Here is a 15,326-nt window from a genome sequence, read left to right on the forward strand (position 1 = left end):
GCGGAGCCTCGCTTGCCGCGCCGCGCAGGGCAAGGGATGCTCGCGCCATGACAGACGATGCCGATGCCGTGCTGCGCCTGGCGCGCGACCTGGTCGCGATCGACAGCCGCTCCTCCGTCTCCAACCTCGCGCTCGCGGAACGGATCGAGGCGGAACTGCCCGGCTTCGACATCGCGCGCGTGGACTATGCGGATGCGAACGGCGTGGCCAAGCGCGCGCTCGTCGCCCATCGCGGCCCGCGCGGCGGCTATGCGCTCTCGGGCCACATGGACACGGTGCCCGAGACCGGCTGGACCGACCAGCCCTGGACCCCGCGCGCGGAGGGCGGCGTGCTGCACGGGCTCGGCGCGGTGGACATGAAGGGGCCGCTCGCCGCCTGCATCGTCGCCGCGCGCGGCATGCCCGAGGGCACGCCCGTGACGCTGCTGCTGACCACCGACGAGGAGACGACGAAGCAGGGCGCGCGCGCCATCGCCGCCTCCGAGGCCGCGCGCGGGCTCGGCCTCAAGGGCATCGTGGTGGCGGAGCCGACCGGCCTCGCGCCGGTGCGCGGGCATCGCAGCCACATCGAATACACCGCGGTCGCGACGGGCGTGCAGGCGCATTCCTCCACCGGCCTCGGCACCAACGCCAACTGGGCGCTGATCCCGTTCCTCGCCGAGATGAAGGCGGTGTTCGAACGCCTGCGCCACGACCCCGCCTTCCGGGACGAGGCCTACGACCCGCCCTTCAGCGACTTCAACCTGATCATCGACAACCACGGCACGGCGGTGAACGTCACGGTCGGCAAGGCGACCGCGCGCATCAAGTTCCGCCGCAGCCGGCGCATCGATTACGCCCCCATCGAGGCGGCGGTGCGCGAGGCCGCCGCCCGCGCCGGCGTGGCGCTGACCGAGAAGCGCGAAGGCACGCCGCCCGAACTGCCGGAGGACCACCCGCTGGTGCGCCTCGCGGCGGGGATCACCGGAGAGGCGCCGCGCACCGCGCCCTACGGCACGGATGCGAGCGAGCTGCAGGAAATCGCCCCCTGCATCGTGCTCGGCCCGGGGTCCATCGCCACCGCGCATACGCCGCGCGAATGCGTGGCGGTGGCCGATCTTGCGGCGGCGGTGCCGGTGTTCCGCAAGGTGCTCGCCAGCGCGTGAGCGCTGCAGCGGCGCCGCCCCCCGCAGGCCGGAAGGCCTTCGGGAACCCTCACTCGGGCAGCACCACCCGCACCGCGCCGACCGGCTTGCCGTTGCTGTCGCGGATCTCGCCCTCGACCGCCGCGGCCAGCGCATCCGCCGCCTCCACCAGCCCGAGCCGGCCGAGGATGGCGACGAACACGCCCATCTTCGCCCGCGTCGCGCCATCGGCGAGCTTGACCGCGATGCCGAGGCCGCGATCCGGCACGAAGCCGACCACGTAACCCTCCGCCCCGCCCTTGAGCAGCACGCGCCCCTGCGTCGCCCGCACCACCTGCCCGGTCGCGGAGCCGCGGCCCGAGAGATGGTCAGGATACGCGCGGATCGCCGCCTGCAGCCGGCGGATGGCGGCGCGGCGCGCCTCGGTCGCCACCTTCGCCGCGGCCCAGCGCGCGGCGGCCCTGGCCATCGCGGCGATCGGCAGCGCCAGGGCCGGCAGGCCGCAGCCATCCACGCCGCGCGGCAGGCGCGCGGCATCCTCGCCCAGCAGTTCGGAGAAGGCCTCGAGATAGAGGCGCTGCGCCGGATGCGCCGGGTCGTCATAGCCCGCGATCGGCGCGCCGATGTGCTTCGACAGCGTCAGGAAGCCGCAATGCTTGCCCGAGCAGTTGTGGAAGACGCGCGAGCGGTCCCCGCCCGTGCGCCAGACCTTCGCCTGGTCGGCCTGGCCGCGCGGCATGTCCGGGCCGCAGACCAGCGCCGATTCCGTCAGCCCCAGCCGTTCGAGCCAGCCGCGCACCAGCGCGACCTGGAAATCCTCCGCCGCATGGGAGGCGCAGGCGAGGGCGAGATGCTCCTCCGTCAGCCCCGCCGCATCCGCCGCCCCCGTTTCCACCAGCGGGATCGCCTGGAACGGCTTGAGCGAGGAGCGCGGGAAGGTGACGAAGCGCGGATCGCCCCAGGAGAGCAGCACGCGCCCCTCGGCATCGGCCACCACGGCCGCGCCGTGGTGCAGGCTTTCGACAATGCCGCCGCGGCGGATCTCGGCCATCGGCACGAAGGGAAGGGTCATGGCGCGGTCTCCGGCGCGGGAATGGCATCGGTGCCGGGCCTGCCCTCCAGCACCGCGTCGAACAGCGCGACCTGCTTGGGCAGGCAATGCGCGTGCAGGTCGAAGCGTTCCAGCATGGTCCGCCGCGCCGCCTTGCGCAGCGGCACGTAGCGGTCGGGGTGGGCCAGCGCCTCCACCACCGCATCCGCGAGGCGCTCATGGTCGAAGAAGGGCAGGAGGATGCCGTTCTCCCCGTCGCGCATCACCTCGGCCAGCGGCGGCGTGTCCGAGCCGATGATCAGCGCCTCGCAGCCCATCGCCTCGACCAGCGACCAGGAAAGGACGAAGGGGTAGGTGTAGTAGATGTGCGCGCGCGTCAGCCGGAACAGCGCCACCAGCCCCTCATGCGGGATGCGGCCGGTGAAGTGCACGCGCGCCATGTCGAGCTTCGCGCCCACCTCCTCCATCATCACCGCCTTCCAGGAGCGGCCATCGGCCGGCATGCGGCCGTAGCCTCTCTCCTCCCCGCCGACGATGACCGCGCGCGCCTGCGGCCGGCGGGCGAGGATCGCCGGCAGGGCGCGCATGAACACGTCGAAGCCCCGATAGGGTTCGAGGTTGCGCGAGACGAAGTCAGCACCTCGTCGCCCTTGGCCACCGTCGTGCCGTCGGGCAGGCGCACGGTGCTCGGGCCGTCCGGCGTGGCGAAGGCGGCGTCCACCCCCTCATGCACCACCGAGACCTTGTCGCGGATGAAGCGCGGATAGCGGCTGCGCTGCCACAGCGTGGGGGAGACGCCCCAGTCCGTCGCCTCGAGGGACTGCAGCTGCGTCATGTTCAGCACGCGGATGCGCGCCATCTCGTCGAGCGTGACCTCCTGCGCCGCGTCGAAGCCCACATCGCCACCGGCCGCGCGGTAGTAGAACTCGCAGTACTGCAGCAGCTTCGCGTCCGGATAGACGTCGCGCAGGAACAGCCCCTCCCCCCAGCCGGGATGGCAGCAGATGATGTCCGGCACGAAGCCCTTCTGCTTCAGCCCCATCAGCGCGCGCGCGACCTGCTGGCCGCGGCGCACCGCGGCCTCGACCGGGCGGAGGTAGCGGTGCGTCTTCTCCCCCGCGCCTTCCGGGGCGGGGTAGCGCAGATGCGTCGGGCCCGGCGGGCAGGCATTGGCGCGCTCCCCGAGGCCGATGACGCGCGCGCCCTTGCGGCGGGCGATGACGGGGGCGAGGTGCCGGTACTGGCCCGGGAAGTTCTGGTGGATGAACAGCGCCTGGACCACGCGAGCCCCTCTCCCTGCTGCCCCGCTTGATGCCGCCATTCCGGCGAGGCGGCAACGGGCGCCGGGCCTGCGCGGCGGGGCGCCCATGCCGATGCGCCCGGTGGATTCCCGGCCGCTGTTGCTGCATCGCCACGTGTGCCGTGCTAGAGTGTTTCACGGGGGATATCAGGGGGTTCCGCGACGTGCTTCGCATGATCGCGATGCTGGCGATGCTCGGCCTTGCCGCCTGCGGCAGCACGCGCGGCGGGGGTGGCGGCGTGCCCGGCTATGCGGGCGGCGACATCTCCTGCGTGCCCTATGCGCGGGCGCGTTCGGGGATCGCCCTGCAGGGCGATGCCTGGCAATGGTGGGACGCGGCGGCGCAGAGCGGGCGCTACGACCGCTCCCGCAGCCCGCGCGTGGGCTCGGTGCTGGTGTTCATGCGCACCTCGCGCAACCGCAGCGGTCATCTTTCGGTCGTCACGCGGGTGGTCTCGCCGCGCGAGATCCGCGTGGACCACGCCAACTGGGCGAGCGGCCGGGCGCGCGGGCAGATCGCGCGCGACCAGCCGGTGGTGGATGTCTCGCCGAACAACGACTGGTCGCTGGTGCGGGTCTGGTATCCGCCGGCGAACGGTCTGGGGCGCACGGCCTTCCCGACCTACGGCTTCATCCATGGCGGGCGGCTGATAGCCGAGGCGAACTGACCGCGGCGCATGACCCGACGCCGTCCTTCGCCCGGCATCGCGGCCGAGGCGCGGGGCGCACCGCGGGCAGCCAGGACAAGCAGGGCCCGCAACCGTGCCGGCATGACGCGCCCCCATGCCGCGGGACGGGCCGATCCTGGCCGCCCGTTCCCCGCGCCAGGCGACTCCTCGCCGCTGGACGAGCCGCCCCGCCCCGTGCTGCAACCGCCCGAGGATTCGGCGCCCGCGCGCCTGCCGGAGGACACGTCATGGCCCTGTTGACCCGCCGCGGCCTCGCCGCGCTGCCCGCCCTCATGCTGCCCGCCGCCGCCGGCGCCCAGGCCACCTGGCCGGAACGGCCGGTGCGCATCATCGTCGCCTTCCCCGGCGGCTCCACGCCCGACCTCGCGGCCCGCGCGGTGCAGGGGCATCTCGCCCAGGCGCTCGGCCAGCCGGTGGTGGTGGACAACCGCCCCGGCGGCGGCGGGCATCTCGGCACCGAGGCGATCGCCCGCGCCACCGACGGGCACACCTTCGGCGTGACCATCGGCGGGCCGGGCAGCACCGGGAAAATCCTCAACCCCGCGCTCGGCTACGACCCGGTGACGGACCTCATGCCCGTCTCGCTGCTGGCGCGGCTGCCCTTCGTGCTGGTGGTCCATCCCTCGGTGCCGGCGCGCACGGCGGCCGAGTTCGTCGCCCATGCCAAGGCCAATCCGGGGCGGATCTCCTACGCCTCGACCGGGCCGGGGACGCTCTCGCACCTCGCCATGGAGGACATGGCCGCGCGCGAGGGCTTCGAGGCGGTGCATGTGCCCTACCGCGCGGTGGGCCAGGCGGTGCTCGACCTCGTGGCCGGGCGCATCCAGGCCTTCTTCGCCGCCTCGGGCGGCGTGCTGCCGCAGATCCGCGAAGGCCAGGTGCGCGCGCTGGCGGTCACGAGCAGCGAGCGCTTCCCCGCCATCCCGGACGTGCCGACGATGCGGGAATCGGGGGTGAACGCCGATCCGGTGGTCGCCTGGATCGGCCTTTTCGCCCCCGCCGGCACGCCGGCCGAGCGCATCGCCCGCGTCGCCGCCGAGGCGGGCCGGGCGCTCGCCGAGCCCGAACAGCGCCGCGCGCTGGAGACGGCGGGCTTCGTCGTCGTCGGCAGCGCCCCCGAGGTGCTGCGCGCCCAGGTGGCGAGCGACGTGGAGCGCTGGGGCGGCATCATCCGCCGGCTGGGGCTGCGGCCGGAGGGCTGATGCCGCGCGGACAAGGGTGGATCCTTTGTCCGCGGCCATCAGGACTTGGTTCCGCGCGCGGCCGCCCCAACAGCCCCGCGCGCGATGCCAGCGCGCGGAACGCCTGATCCTCCGCCGCCTGCCTTGGTCCGGCGGGGCTCCCATGCGCGATGCCGGCCGGCGACGGGCGCACGCCCTCACCCGGCCGATGCGATCCCTTGCGGACACGGTTGCCGGCCGGGCATCAACGACCTGCCTGCGCGCGCGGCCGCCCCGCAGGCCCGGGCCGCGATCCAGGCGGGCGACAGGTTTGCTCCCCTGCCCAGAGGCCTGGCGGCGCTCGCCATCGCGCCGCGGATCGCGCCCGCGGCACGCCACGCCGAAGCGAAAACGGCGCGCGGCAAGGCACCGCGCGCCGTGGCAAGGCTTCCGCTGCCCGGAGAGCGGCGCCCGCCGCGGCAGGCACCGTCCCCGGCGGGGCTCAGGCGGCGGCCTGCGGCGAGTCCCTGCGGGTCTTCCACAGGGAGAACAGCACGCCGCCCGTGATCATCGCCATGGTCACGCCGAGCGAGATGGCCGGGTCCACCTTCCCCACGATCTGGTTCCAGAAGATCTTGGCCCCGATGAACACCAGCACGAGCGCGAGCGCGTACTTCAGGTAGTGGAAGCGGTGCACCATGGCCGCCAGCGCGAAGTAGAGCGCGCGCAGGCCCAGGATGGCCATGATGTTCGCGGTGTAGACGATGAAGGTGTCGGTCGTGATGGCGAAGATCGCCGGCACGCTGTCCACCGCGAAGATCAGGTCGGCGATGTTGATCACCACGAGGGCGAGGAACAGCGGCGTCGCCACGCGCACCATCCGCCCGGTCTTCGGGTCGGCCTCGCGGACGAAGAACTTCTGGCCGTGCAGGGTGTCGGACACGCGCATGTGCCTGCGCATGAACTTCACCACCGGATTCTGCGAGATGTCCTGCTCGCCCTCCGGCACCACCAGCATCTTGATGCCGGTGACGATGAGGAAGGCGCCGAAGATGTAGAGCACCCAGGCATACTGCTGCACCAGCGCCGCGCCGAGGCCGATCATGATCCCGCGCAGCACGATGACGCCGATGATGCCCCAGACCAGCGCGCGGTACTGGTATTTCCGGGGTATCGCGAAGTAGGAGAAGATCAGGCTGATGACGAAGACGTTGTCGATGGACAGCGCCTTCTCGATGAAGAAGCCGGTGAAATAGGCGATGCCGGCATGGGTGCCGTCGCTGGTGGTCAGCCGCCCCGTCTCGTAGGCCCACCAGATGCCCACGCCATAGACGCAGGCGAAGCCGATGTAGAAGGTCGAGAGCCAGAGGCTCTGCGCGATCCCGAGCTCGCGGTTCTTGCGGTTCAGCACGCCGAGGTCGAAGGCGAGCAGCACCAGCACGACCGACAGGAAGCCCGTCCACATCCAGACGGGCTTGCCGATCCATTCGGCAAACAGGAATTCCATCCCCTATGATCTCCGCTCCGGCACGAACACGACGCGCCGCAGGGGGCCGTGATCGCGCGACTTCCCACGCGATCCGACATCGCGGACGCCGCGCCGGGAGCGCGCGCGGCCGCCAGAGGGGCCCGGATCAGCCCTGGAGATGGATTCCCCTCCCGCCCGCGTCAAGACCGGTTGCGGCGAAGGCCGCGATGGCCCATGTGGATTTGCATGGGCGCCGCCGGGCCACTAGGTTGCGCCCCGCTCATACGCAGGAGGGCCGCCCCGCCGGGGGCGCCCGCAACGGGATCGAGGCGCCGCCATGGGTACGTTCAGCATCTGGCACTGGCTTGTCGTGCTGCTGGTCATCCTGCTGCTGTTCGGCAGCGGCAAGATCAGCGGCCTGATGGGCGACCTGGCCAAGGGCATCAAGTCCTTCAAGCAGAACATCAAGGAGGACGAGAAGGACGCCTCCATGGAGGCGCAGGCCGCCCCGCAGGCGCCGGCCGGCACCATCCCCGGCCCGCAGCAGGGCCAGGCCGCGGCCACCGAGGCCCAGCCCCAGGCCGGCAACCGCCCCGCCGCCTGATCCCCGCATCCCCATCCGGCCGTTCCCGCGGGACCGATTGTGGTCTAAGGGACGGCCGGGAGACGTGAGCCGGCGCCAAGCGCCGGCCAGCGCGCCGACCCTGGCTGACAGGGCCGGCGCATTGGCTTTGGGGAGAGCGGAACAGCATGGCTGAGACCGAGACAAGCGCGCGCGCCGCGGCCGCGGCCGCCGAGGAGGCGGAGTTCGGCTCCCTCCGCCGCGACCTCGAGGGCTGGCACGGCCATCTCTGGCGCGCGCTGGCGGCGATCTTCGTGCTCTGGCACCTCTGGATCCTGCTGGTCGCCCCGCTCGACCCGACCGTCTCGCGCGCCGTTCACGTCTTCGTCGGCGCCGCGCTCGGCTTCGCCGCCTTCGCCGCCACGCCGCGCGCCGCGCGCCGCCGCATCGGCATCCTCGACCTCGTGCTGATCGCCGCCAGCCTCGCCATCCCGCTGCACTACATCACGGATGCCGAGGGGATCGAGATGCGGACCTTCATGGGCCCGAACCAGGCCGACGTGATCGCGGCCGGCGTCGGCATCCTGCTCGTGCTCGAATTCGCCCGCCGGACGGCCGGGCTCGCGATGCCGATCATCGCCGGCGTGTTCATCGCCTACGTCTTCGTCGGGCCCTGGATGCCGGGCATCCTGTTCCACCGCGGCGTGCCGCTCGAACAGGCGGTCTCCGAACTGTTCAACAACAACGGGGTGCTCGGCACGATCGTGCAGGTCTCGGCGACCTTCATCATCATGTTCGTCACCTTCGCCGCCTTCCTGCAGGCCAGCCGCGCGGGGGACTACTTCAACGAACTGGCCATGGGCCTGGTCGGCTGGGCGCGCGGGGGGCAGGCCAAGGTGGCCGTCGTCTCCTCCTTCATGTTCGGCACCGTCTCGGGCTCCTCGGTGGCCAATGTCGTGGCCTCGGGCACCTTCACCATCCCGATGATGCGGCGCGGCGGCTACGACCGCGAGACGGCCGGCGCGGTCGAGGCCACCGCCTCCACCGGCGGGCAGCTCGCGCCGCCGGTGATGGGCGCGGGCGCCTTCATCATGGCCGAGGTGCTGGGCGTGCCCTACACCGAGATCGCGCTGGCCGGCATCATTCCCGCCCTGCTCTTCTACTTCGCGGTCTACATGCATTGCGACCTGCATGCGCGGAAGGCGGGGCTGCACGGGCTGCCGCGCTCGGAACTGCCGCGCCTCGTGGACCTCGCGCGGCGCTTCTACCTGCTGAGCCCGCTCGTGATCCTGATCGTCATGCTGCTCTCGGGCTTCTCGCCCTTCCGGGCGGCGGCCTGGGGCATCGCGCTCGCCATCGTCATCATGGCGGTGACGGCGCTGCTGCACCGCGTCCTGATCCAGGGCCAGAACCCCGTCGCCGCCCTGCCGGCCGCGGTGGTGGAGACGATCCGCGCCTGCTACGGCGCGCTGCACGGCTCGGTGCGGGAGGTGCTGCAGCTCATCGCGGTCTGCGCCGCGGCGGGCATCGTCGCGGGCGTGATCGGGCTGACCGGCATCGGCGGCCGCTTCGCCTCCCTGCTGCTCGAGATCGCCTCGGGCCTGCCGATCGCGGCGCTGATGTTCGCCATGCTGGTGGCGATCATCCTCGGCATGGGCGTGCCGACCACCGCCGCCTATGCCATCGCCGCCGCCGTGGTCGCGCCGGGCCTGACGCGCATGGGCATCGAGCCGCTGGCCGCGCACATGTTCATCTTCTACTTCGCGGTGCTCTCGGCCATCACGCCGCCGGTCGCCCTGGCCTCCTTCGCGGCGGCCGGCATGGCCGGGGGCGACCTGTGGAAGACATCCATGACCGCGGTGCGCTTCGGCCTCGCGACCTTCATCGTGCCCTACATGTTCTGGATGTCGCCGGCCCTGCTCGGCCACGGCACCACGATGGAGGTGGTCCAGGCGGTCGCCACCGCGCTGCTCGGGGTCTGGCTGCTCGCCTCCTCGACCGAAGGGTGGATGCTGCGCGGGCCGCTCGCCTGGCCGTTGCGCATCGTCGCCGCCGTCACCGCCATGGCGCTGATGGTGCCCGAGAGGGCCACTGACCTGATCGGCCTCGCCGCCGCGGTGCTCATCATCGCCTGGCAGGCGCGCGCCCATCGGGGCGCTGCGCGCGCATGAGCATCCCGGCGGAGGCCGCCGCGGCGATCGTCGCGGCGGGGCGGCGCATGGACGCCCTGGGCTGGGTGCCGGCGACGGCGGGCAACATCTCCGTCCGGCTCGGGCCGGACCGCATCGCCATCACGCGGTCGGGCCGGCACAAGGGAATGCTGGAGGCGGGCGACGTGATGGCGGTGGACGCCGCCGGCGCGGCGATCGAGCCGGGCGCGCGCCCCTCCTACGAGACGCTGCTCCATTGCGGCATCTACCGCCGCTTCCCCGGCGCGGGGGCGGTGCTGCACGGGCATTCGGTCGCCAATACCGTGCTCTCGCGGCGGGCGGGGGATGCGATCCGCCTCGCGGGCTACGAACTGCTGAAGGTCTTTCCCGGCGGGCCGACGCACGAGACGGCGGTGGACCTGCCCGTGCTCGACAACGACCAGGACATCGCCCGCCTGCAGGCCGCGCTCGATGCGCTGTGGGACGCCACGCCCGAGCCCCCTCCGGGCTATTTGATCCGCGGCCACGGGGTCTATGTATGGGGCCCCGGCATGGACGCGGCGATGGCCCGGCTCGAGGCGCTCGAGTTCATGCTGCTCTGTCACCTCGAGGAAGGGAGGCCCATGCGATGAGCCTGCTCACCATCCGCGACGCCGCCACCGGCGCCGAGATCCTCAAGACCGACGACGCGGCGAAGATCGCCGAGGCGCTCGCGCCCATCGGCGTGCGCTTCGAGCGCTGGCCGGTCGCCGACCTGCCCGCCGGCGCCGAGCCGGATGCGGTGCTCGAAGCCTATCGCCCGCATCTCGACGCCTTCCTGAAGGAGACGAAGGCCGGCACCGCCGACGTCATCCGCCTGACCGCGGACCACCCGCAGAAGGACGCGATCCGCGCGAAGTTCCTCTCCGAGCACATCCACACCGAGGACGAGGTCCGCTTCTTCCACGAGGGCGCGGGCAACTTCGTCATGCATGTGGACGGGAAGATCTACGACGCGCACTGCACCCGCGGCGACCTGATCAGCGTGCCCGCCAACACCAGGCACTGGTTCGACGCGGGCGAGGTGCCGCACGTCACCGCGCTGCGCGTCTTCACCGACACCTCGGGCTGGACGCCGCACTACACCGGCTCGGACATCGCCTCCCGCATCCCGGTCACGGTGGGCTGAGCGCGTGGCGGCGCCCGCCTGCGTCCTGATGGACATCGAGGGCACGACCAGCGCCATCGCCTTCGTGAAGGAGACGCTCTTCCCCTTCGCCGAGGCCGAGCTGGACGCCTTCCTCGACGCCCATGGCCGGGAGCCGGAGGTCGCCGCCATCCTCGAGGAGGTGCGCGCGACCGCACCGGGCGAGGAGCCGCGCGCCGCGCTGCGCCGCTGGATGGCGGAGGACGCGAAGGTCACGCCGCTCAAGACGCTGCAGGGGCTGATCTGGCGCGCGGGCTTCGAGGACGGGCGGCTCAAGGGCCATCTCTGGCCCGATGTCGCGCCCTGCCTGCGCGCCTGGCATGCGGCGGGCGTGCGGCTCGCCATCTATTCCTCTGGCTCGGTCGCGGCGCAGCGGCTGCTGTTCGGCCATTCCGTCGCGGGCGACCTGACGCCGCTGCTCTCGGGCTTCTTCGACACCAGGGTCGGGGGCAAGCGGGAGGCGGCCTCCTATGCCGCGATCACCGCCGCGCTCGGCCTTGATGCGGGCGCGGTCCTGTTCCTCTCCGACGTGGCGGAGGAGCTGGACGCGGCGCGCGAGGCGGGCCTCATGACCTGCCAGCTCGTGCGCGCGGCGGACGGCACGCGCGCCTCGGGCCGGCATGCGGAAGCGGCGGACTTCCCCGCCGTCGCGCGCCTGCATGGCCTGCCCGCGGCGTGATGCCCGCGAGGCGCGCGGGGCCGATACCGCCCGCGCGCGATCTGCTCTAGAACCCGCCCAGCACCCCGCAACCCGAACCGCAGGAGGCCCGCCATGCTGACGACCTGGTCGGTCGAGGACGGGGCCTGCCGCGTGCGCGACGGCGCCATCTCGGCCGTGACCGCCGCCCTGCCCGCGCCCGAGGCGCGCGCCGCCGCCGCCGCCGTGGCGGACCCGGAGGCGCTGCGCCGCGCGGTCTGGATAGACCTGCTCAACCCGACGGCCGAGGAGGTCCGCGCCGTCGAGGCCGCTCTCGCCATCGAGATGCCGACGCGCGAGGAGATGCAGGAGATCGAGAGCTCCTCCCGCCTCTACCGCGAGGGCGACGCGCTGTTCCTGACCGCGAACTTCCTGCACGGGGTCGAGCAGGGGGAATACGCCTCCACGCCGATCTCCTTCGTGCTGACCAACACCTCCCTGATCACGGTGCGCCACGCCACGCCCAAGGCCTTCTCGGTCTTCGGCGCGCGGGCGCAGCGCCAGCCGGCGCAGCTCCTCGGCTCGGCCGATGCGGTGATGCTGCACCTGTTCGAGCAGATCGTGGACCGCCTCGCCGACGTGCTCGAGAAGATCGGCGCCGACATGGACCGCGCCTCCCAGCGCACCTTCCGCACCGCGCGCGCCAACCTCAAGGCCAACCGCAAGGACGACCAGCTCAAGATGACGCTGGTCACGCTCGGCCAGGTCGGGGAGATGACGATGCGGGCCTCGGACACGCTGCTCGGCCTGACGCGGATCCTCACCTTCGTCGGCGCCGAGAAGGCGAGCGCGATCCGCAAGGAGAACCAGCACATCCTCAAGACGCTGGTGCGCGACGTGCGCTCGCTCGTGGACCACGCAAACGTGCTGAACAGCAAGGCGCAGTTCCTGCTCGATGCGGTGCTCGGCCTGATCAACGCCGAGCAGTCGAACATCATCAAGACCTTCACCGTGGCGTCCGTCGCGCTGATGCCGCCGACGCTGATCGCGAGCATCTACGGCATGAACTTCGAGCTGATGCCCGAGCTGAAATGGGACTACGGCTATCCGCTCGCCGTCGTCATGATGATCGTCAGCGCGATCCTTCCCATCGTCTATTTCCGCCGCAAGGGCTGGCTGTAGGACACCGAAGCACATGGCCGAACCGACCCGCGTCCCCGCCTCCGTCGCCACCTGCCGCTGGGGCGCCTTCGACGCCTCCTTCCCGCCGGTCGCCTCGATCGACCCGGGCGAGGTCGTCATCCTCGAATGCCTCTCGGGCGGGCCGGAGGTGATGCCGCCGCAGGAGAAGATGATGGCGGTGCCCGAGGCGTTGCGGGAGATCCATGCGAAGCTCCCGCGCCTCGGCGCGCACATCATCACCGGCCCGGTGGAGGTGCGCGGTGCGGAACCCGGCGACGCGCTGCGCGTGGACATCGAGAGGATCGAGCTCGGCGCCGACTGGGGCTTCTGCGGCTTCCGCCCGCTCTTCGGCACGCTGCCGGAGGACTTCCCCTATCGCCGCACGCTGCACATCCCGGTTGACCGGCAGGCCATGACCTGCCGCCTGCCCTTCGGCCCGAAGGAGGGCGGGATGGACCTGCCGCTCGCCCCCTTCTTCGGCGTGATGGGCGTGGCCCCGCCGCGCGAATGGGGGATGATCAACACCAAGGAGCCGCGCGCCATCGGCGGCAACCTCGACAACAAGGAACTGACCGAGGGCGCCACGCTCTACCTGCCGGTCTTCAACGAGGGCGCGCTGTTCTCGGCCGGCGACGGCCACGGCGTGCAGGGCGACGGCGAGGTCTGCATCAACGCGCTCGAGATGTGCCTGACCGGGCATTTCCGCCTCTCGCTCGTCAAGGGCGGCGGGCCGCGGGACCCGGTGCTGAAGTGGCCGCGCGCGGAGACGAAGACCCACTACATCACCATGGGCATGCACGAGGATCTCGACCTCGCGATGAAGCAGGCGCTGCGCGAGATGATCGCCTTCATCTGCTCGCGCACCAACCTCTCGGACGCCGATGCCTACCAGTTCTGCTCGCTGGCGGTGGATTTCCGCGTCACCCAGACGGTGAACGGGGAGAAGGGCGTGCACGGGATGCTGCGCAAGGGCCTGCTGTTCTGATCCGCCGCGCGGGGTTTCAGTGCCGCGGCCTCGGCCCAGGCGCCACCCAGATGCCGGCGGGCGGCATCCAGCCCGGCGGCTGCACGACGTTCTGCTCCGGCGGGCAGAGCGGCCTGAGCGCGCCGCAATCCCAGGCGAAGCGGTCGCCCCGGCCGGTGAGCTGCCCACCGCGCTCGAATCGGCAGAGGCAGAGCTTGCCGGCGAGGCAGGCGGTCTGCCCCTCGCGTTCCGGGCCGCAGGCGGGTGCCTCCTGCGCGAAGGCGGGAAGGGCGGCGAGCGCAAGCAGGGCCAGCAAGGGGCGCACCGCGCCAGCATGGGCGAAAAGCATTGACGCGCGGTTGCCGCGCCCGCGGCGCTTGACGCGCCCCCGGGCCGGCGGGCTAGGAAGGGGCGACCGGCGGCAAGACCGGGCCCGTCATCGGCCGCAGCCGCGGCCCGGCCGATCGGGGGTGGGCTAGGCAAACCTTGGTGTTCCGCGCGCCTGCGCGCCGCGGGGACCGCAACGTGTTCGAAGGTTGCGCCATGCCGTTCACCGATGCTGAGCCCGCCGCCTCCGTCCCCGCCGCCTTCGTCCGCCTCGTGGGCAGCCGCGCGTGGTCCCGCCGCCTCGCCGACATCGCCCGCCGCACCCAGGCCGGGCCGCTCTCGGGCCGCGCGGCGCAGCAGCGTCATGCCCTCGAACTCGCGATCGGGCGCGCCGCGGACCAGGCGGCGCTCGCCAAGGCGAGCCCGGCGGAGCGCCGCGTGCTCGCCTTCGCGGCCGAGGCCGTGCGCCTCGCGCGCAGCCTGCCCGAGGGGCCCCGCGCGCGCCTGCGCTCCCTGCTGCAGGAGGGGCTGACGGGCGAGGCGACGCTGATGCCGCTGTTCCACCTGCTGCGCAGCGCCGCGCTGTATCGCGCGCGCGGCTTTGCGGTGGAGTTCGCGGGCCTCGCGGAGGAGGCGCCCTTCGACCTGCGCATCACGCGCGACGGGACGGTGGCGGAAGTGGCCTGCGAGACCGTCTCGGCCGAGGAAGGCCGCCCCGTGCATCGCGGCGACTGGTGCGCGCTGGTGGACCGCGTGCATCCCGGGCTGCAGACCTGGCTCGCCGCCCATCCCGGCCGCTACCTGCTGAAGATGACGCTGCCCGAGGGGCTGGACGGGCCCGGCAAGGCGCTCGCGCTGCAGGAGCGGATCATGGCCCTGCTCGCCGCGCAGAAGCGGCAGGACAGCAGCGCGGACGCGGTGCTGAAGCTCGACCCGCTCGTGCTGGCCGGCGCGCAGGCCGGCGCGGCGCTGCCGCAGAGCCTGCGCGCGCAGTTCGGGCCGGAGGCGCATCTCGCCGTCACCACCGACCCCAAGGGCGGCAGCGTCTTCGTCATGGCCGCGCGGGCGGGGCGCGAGAACGCGGTGGCCGAGGCCGTGACCGCGCGCATGCGCCTCGCGGCCGAGACGCGGCTGAGCGGCGCGGCGCCGGGCATCCTCTCGGTCTTCGTGGACGACCTCGACCGCGCCGAATGGCGCTCGCTGCGCGAGACCCTGGAACTGGAAGGCGCGGTGCGCCGCTTCCTCACCGAGCCGGCGGGCCGGCGCGTGGTCGCCGCCGCCTGCGCCTCGCGCATGGAAATGTTCGGCATGGCCCCGCCCGACGCGGCGCCGGAGGGCGAGCTGCGCTTCCGCAACCCCTCGCACCCGGCCTGCCGCCTCGCCGCGCTGGCGCCGGCGGTGACCTCCTCCGACTGACACGGGCGGGAGGCAGCCGCGCCCGCTTGCGGGCATCCGCACCACAAGGCGGCGCCGTCGTGCTGGACATCGCGGCCTGTCCCGACTACGCCCGGGGTGCCGGGGCTGCT

General features: G+C 72.6%; 16 protein-coding genes. 11 read left to right on the forward strand and 5 right to left on the reverse strand.

Features of this window, described 5'->3' with window-relative positions; translation table 11 throughout:
• Nucleotides 1–47: 47 nt before the first annotated feature.
• Nucleotides 48–1,145 carry a M20/M25/M40 family metallo-hydrolase gene (locus FHS88_RS01730; RefSeq protein WP_184480667.1) on the forward strand — a complete coding sequence of 366 codons (1,098 nt, stop codon included), beginning with the start codon at nt 48–50 and terminating at the stop codon, nt 1,143–1,145.
• 49 nt (nt 1,146–1,194) lie between these two features.
• Here FHS88_RS01730 and FHS88_RS01735 read toward each other — a convergent pair whose 3' ends face one another.
• Genes FHS88_RS01735 through FHS88_RS20505 form a run of 3 tightly spaced genes read right to left on the reverse strand, consistent with a single transcriptional unit; the run spans nt 1,195 to nt 3,457 of the window.
• The gene (locus FHS88_RS01735; protein ID WP_184480669.1) at nt 1,195–2,196 is read right to left on the reverse strand and encodes an asparaginase; all 1,002 of its coding nucleotides are present in this window, start codon (nt 2,194–2,196) and stop codon (nt 1,195–1,197) included.
• Complete coding sequence (locus FHS88_RS20500; RefSeq protein ID WP_211842411.1) at nt 2,193–2,762, reverse strand: glycosyltransferase; 570 nt, start codon at nt 2,760–2,762, stop codon at nt 2,193–2,195. The genes FHS88_RS01735 and FHS88_RS20500 overlap by 4 nt, the downstream gene beginning before the upstream one ends.
• Nucleotides 2,645–3,457, reverse strand: a complete 813-nt coding sequence (locus tag FHS88_RS20505; RefSeq protein ID WP_211842412.1) for a glycosyltransferase family protein — start codon at nt 3,455–3,457, stop codon at nt 2,645–2,647. Before FHS88_RS20505 ends, FHS88_RS20500 begins: the two co-directional genes overlap by 118 nt.
• A 191-nt stretch (nt 3,458–3,648) precedes the next feature.
• On the opposite strand from FHS88_RS20505, the gene FHS88_RS01745 reads away from it, so the two are divergent.
• The gene (locus FHS88_RS01745; protein ID WP_184481301.1) at nt 3,649–4,143 is read left to right on the forward strand and encodes a CHAP domain-containing protein; all 495 of its coding nucleotides are present in this window, start codon (nt 3,649–3,651) and stop codon (nt 4,141–4,143) included.
• A 248-nt stretch (nt 4,144–4,391) separates the two neighbouring features.
• The gene (locus FHS88_RS01750; protein WP_246419171.1) at nt 4,392–5,366 is read left to right on the forward strand and encodes a Bug family tripartite tricarboxylate transporter substrate binding protein; all 975 of its coding nucleotides are present in this window, start codon (nt 4,392–4,394) and stop codon (nt 5,364–5,366) included.
• A gap of 460 nt (nt 5,367–5,826) precedes the next feature.
• Here FHS88_RS01750 and FHS88_RS01755 read toward each other — a convergent pair whose 3' ends face one another.
• Nucleotides 5,827–6,831, reverse strand: coding sequence for a TerC family protein (locus FHS88_RS01755; protein WP_184480671.1), 1,005 nt, complete (start codon nt 6,829–6,831; stop codon nt 5,827–5,829).
• A gap of 298 nt (nt 6,832–7,129) precedes the next feature.
• Between FHS88_RS01755 and FHS88_RS01760 the strand changes: the two genes are divergently transcribed.
• The 7 genes from FHS88_RS01760 to FHS88_RS01790 all read left to right on the forward strand — a co-directional run bounded on the left by FHS88_RS01760 (nt 7,130) and on the right by FHS88_RS01790 (nt 13,494).
• On the forward strand, nt 7,130–7,396 hold the full coding sequence (locus tag FHS88_RS01760; RefSeq protein ID WP_184480673.1) for a twin-arginine translocase TatA/TatE family subunit: 267 nt from the start codon (nt 7,130–7,132) through the stop codon (nt 7,394–7,396).
• A gap of 146 nt (nt 7,397–7,542) precedes the next feature.
• Complete coding sequence (locus FHS88_RS01765; RefSeq protein WP_184480675.1) at nt 7,543–9,525, forward strand: TRAP transporter permease; 1,983 nt, start codon at nt 7,543–7,545, stop codon at nt 9,523–9,525.
• Complete coding sequence (locus tag FHS88_RS01770; RefSeq protein ID WP_184480677.1) at nt 9,522–10,136, forward strand: methylthioribulose 1-phosphate dehydratase; 615 nt, start codon at nt 9,522–9,524, stop codon at nt 10,134–10,136. Before FHS88_RS01765 ends, FHS88_RS01770 begins: the two co-directional genes overlap by 4 nt.
• Nucleotides 10,133–10,672, forward strand: a complete 540-nt coding sequence (locus tag FHS88_RS01775) for a 1,2-dihydroxy-3-keto-5-methylthiopentene dioxygenase (RefSeq protein WP_184480679.1) — start codon at nt 10,133–10,135, stop codon at nt 10,670–10,672. Before FHS88_RS01770 ends, FHS88_RS01775 begins: the two co-directional genes overlap by 4 nt.
• Nucleotides 10,673–10,700: 28 nt before the next feature.
• Entirely contained in the window at nt 10,701–11,369 is a 669-nt protein-coding gene (gene mtnC / locus FHS88_RS01780; RefSeq protein WP_184480681.1) for an acireductone synthase, read from the forward strand.
• A 93-nt stretch (nt 11,370–11,462) separates the two neighbouring features.
• The gene (gene corA, locus FHS88_RS01785) at nt 11,463–12,509 is read left to right on the forward strand and encodes a magnesium/cobalt transporter CorA (RefSeq protein ID WP_184480683.1); all 1,047 of its coding nucleotides are present in this window, start codon (nt 11,463–11,465) and stop codon (nt 12,507–12,509) included.
• Nucleotides 12,510–12,522: 13 nt separating this feature from the next.
• On the forward strand, nt 12,523–13,494 hold the full coding sequence (locus FHS88_RS01790) for an acetamidase/formamidase family protein (RefSeq protein ID WP_184480685.1): 972 nt from the start codon (nt 12,523–12,525) through the stop codon (nt 13,492–13,494).
• 16 nt (nt 13,495–13,510) lie between these two features.
• On the opposite strand, the gene FHS88_RS01795 is transcribed toward FHS88_RS01790, so the two are convergent.
• Nucleotides 13,511–13,798 carry a hypothetical protein gene (locus FHS88_RS01795; protein ID WP_184480687.1) on the reverse strand — a complete coding sequence of 96 codons (288 nt, stop codon included), beginning with the start codon at nt 13,796–13,798 and terminating at the stop codon, nt 13,511–13,513.
• 218 nt (nt 13,799–14,016) lie between these two features.
• On the opposite strand from FHS88_RS01795, the gene FHS88_RS01800 reads away from it, so the two are divergent.
• Nucleotides 14,017–15,216, forward strand: a complete 1,200-nt coding sequence (locus tag FHS88_RS01800) for a hypothetical protein (RefSeq protein WP_184480690.1) — start codon at nt 14,017–14,019, stop codon at nt 15,214–15,216.
• Nucleotides 15,217–15,326: the final 110 nt, after the last annotated feature.

Origin of the sequence: Neoroseomonas alkaliterrae (genome assembly GCF_014199195.1) — a bacterium.
Lineage (GTDB): Bacteria > Pseudomonadota > Alphaproteobacteria > Acetobacterales > Acetobacteraceae > Neoroseomonas > Neoroseomonas alkaliterrae.

Excerpts from the sequence above, each read along its gene's own strand:
- FHS88_RS01775 (WP_184480679.1), top strand. The coding sequence starts at position 10,133 with ATGAGCCTGCTCACCATCCGCGACGCCGCCACCGGCGCCGAGATCCTC.
- FHS88_RS01730 (WP_184480667.1), top strand. The coding sequence starts at position 48 with ATGACAGACGATGCCGATGCCGTGCTGCGCCTGGCGCGCGACCTGGTC.
- FHS88_RS01760 (WP_184480673.1), top strand. The coding sequence starts at position 7,130 with ATGGGTACGTTCAGCATCTGGCACTGGCTTGTCGTGCTGCTGGTCATC.
- FHS88_RS01750 (WP_246419171.1), top strand. The coding sequence starts at position 4,392 with ATGGCCCTGTTGACCCGCCGCGGCCTCGCCGCGCTGCCCGCCCTCATG.
- FHS88_RS01790 (WP_184480685.1), top strand. The coding sequence starts at position 12,523 with ATGGCCGAACCGACCCGCGTCCCCGCCTCCGTCGCCACCTGCCGCTGG.
- FHS88_RS01765 (WP_184480675.1), top strand. The coding sequence starts at position 7,543 with ATGGCTGAGACCGAGACAAGCGCGCGCGCCGCGGCCGCGGCCGCCGAG.
- corA (WP_184480683.1), top strand. The coding sequence starts at position 11,463 with ATGCTGACGACCTGGTCGGTCGAGGACGGGGCCTGCCGCGTGCGCGAC.
- FHS88_RS01770 (WP_184480677.1), top strand. The coding sequence starts at position 9,522 with ATGAGCATCCCGGCGGAGGCCGCCGCGGCGATCGTCGCGGCGGGGCGG.
- FHS88_RS01735 (WP_184480669.1), bottom strand. The coding sequence starts at position 2,196 with ATGACCCTTCCCTTCGTGCCGATGGCCGAGATCCGCCGCGGCGGCATT.
- FHS88_RS01800 (WP_184480690.1), top strand. The coding sequence starts at position 14,017 with ATGCCGTTCACCGATGCTGAGCCCGCCGCCTCCGTCCCCGCCGCCTTC.
- FHS88_RS20500 (WP_211842411.1), bottom strand. The coding sequence starts at position 2,762 with ATGCGCGCCCTGCCGGCGATCCTCGCCCGCCGGCCGCAGGCGCGCGCG.
- mtnC (WP_184480681.1), top strand. The coding sequence starts at position 10,701 with ATGGACATCGAGGGCACGACCAGCGCCATCGCCTTCGTGAAGGAGACG.
- FHS88_RS01755 (WP_184480671.1), bottom strand. The coding sequence starts at position 6,831 with ATGGAATTCCTGTTTGCCGAATGGATCGGCAAGCCCGTCTGGATGTGG.
- FHS88_RS01745 (WP_184481301.1), top strand. The coding sequence starts at position 3,649 with ATGATCGCGATGCTGGCGATGCTCGGCCTTGCCGCCTGCGGCAGCACG.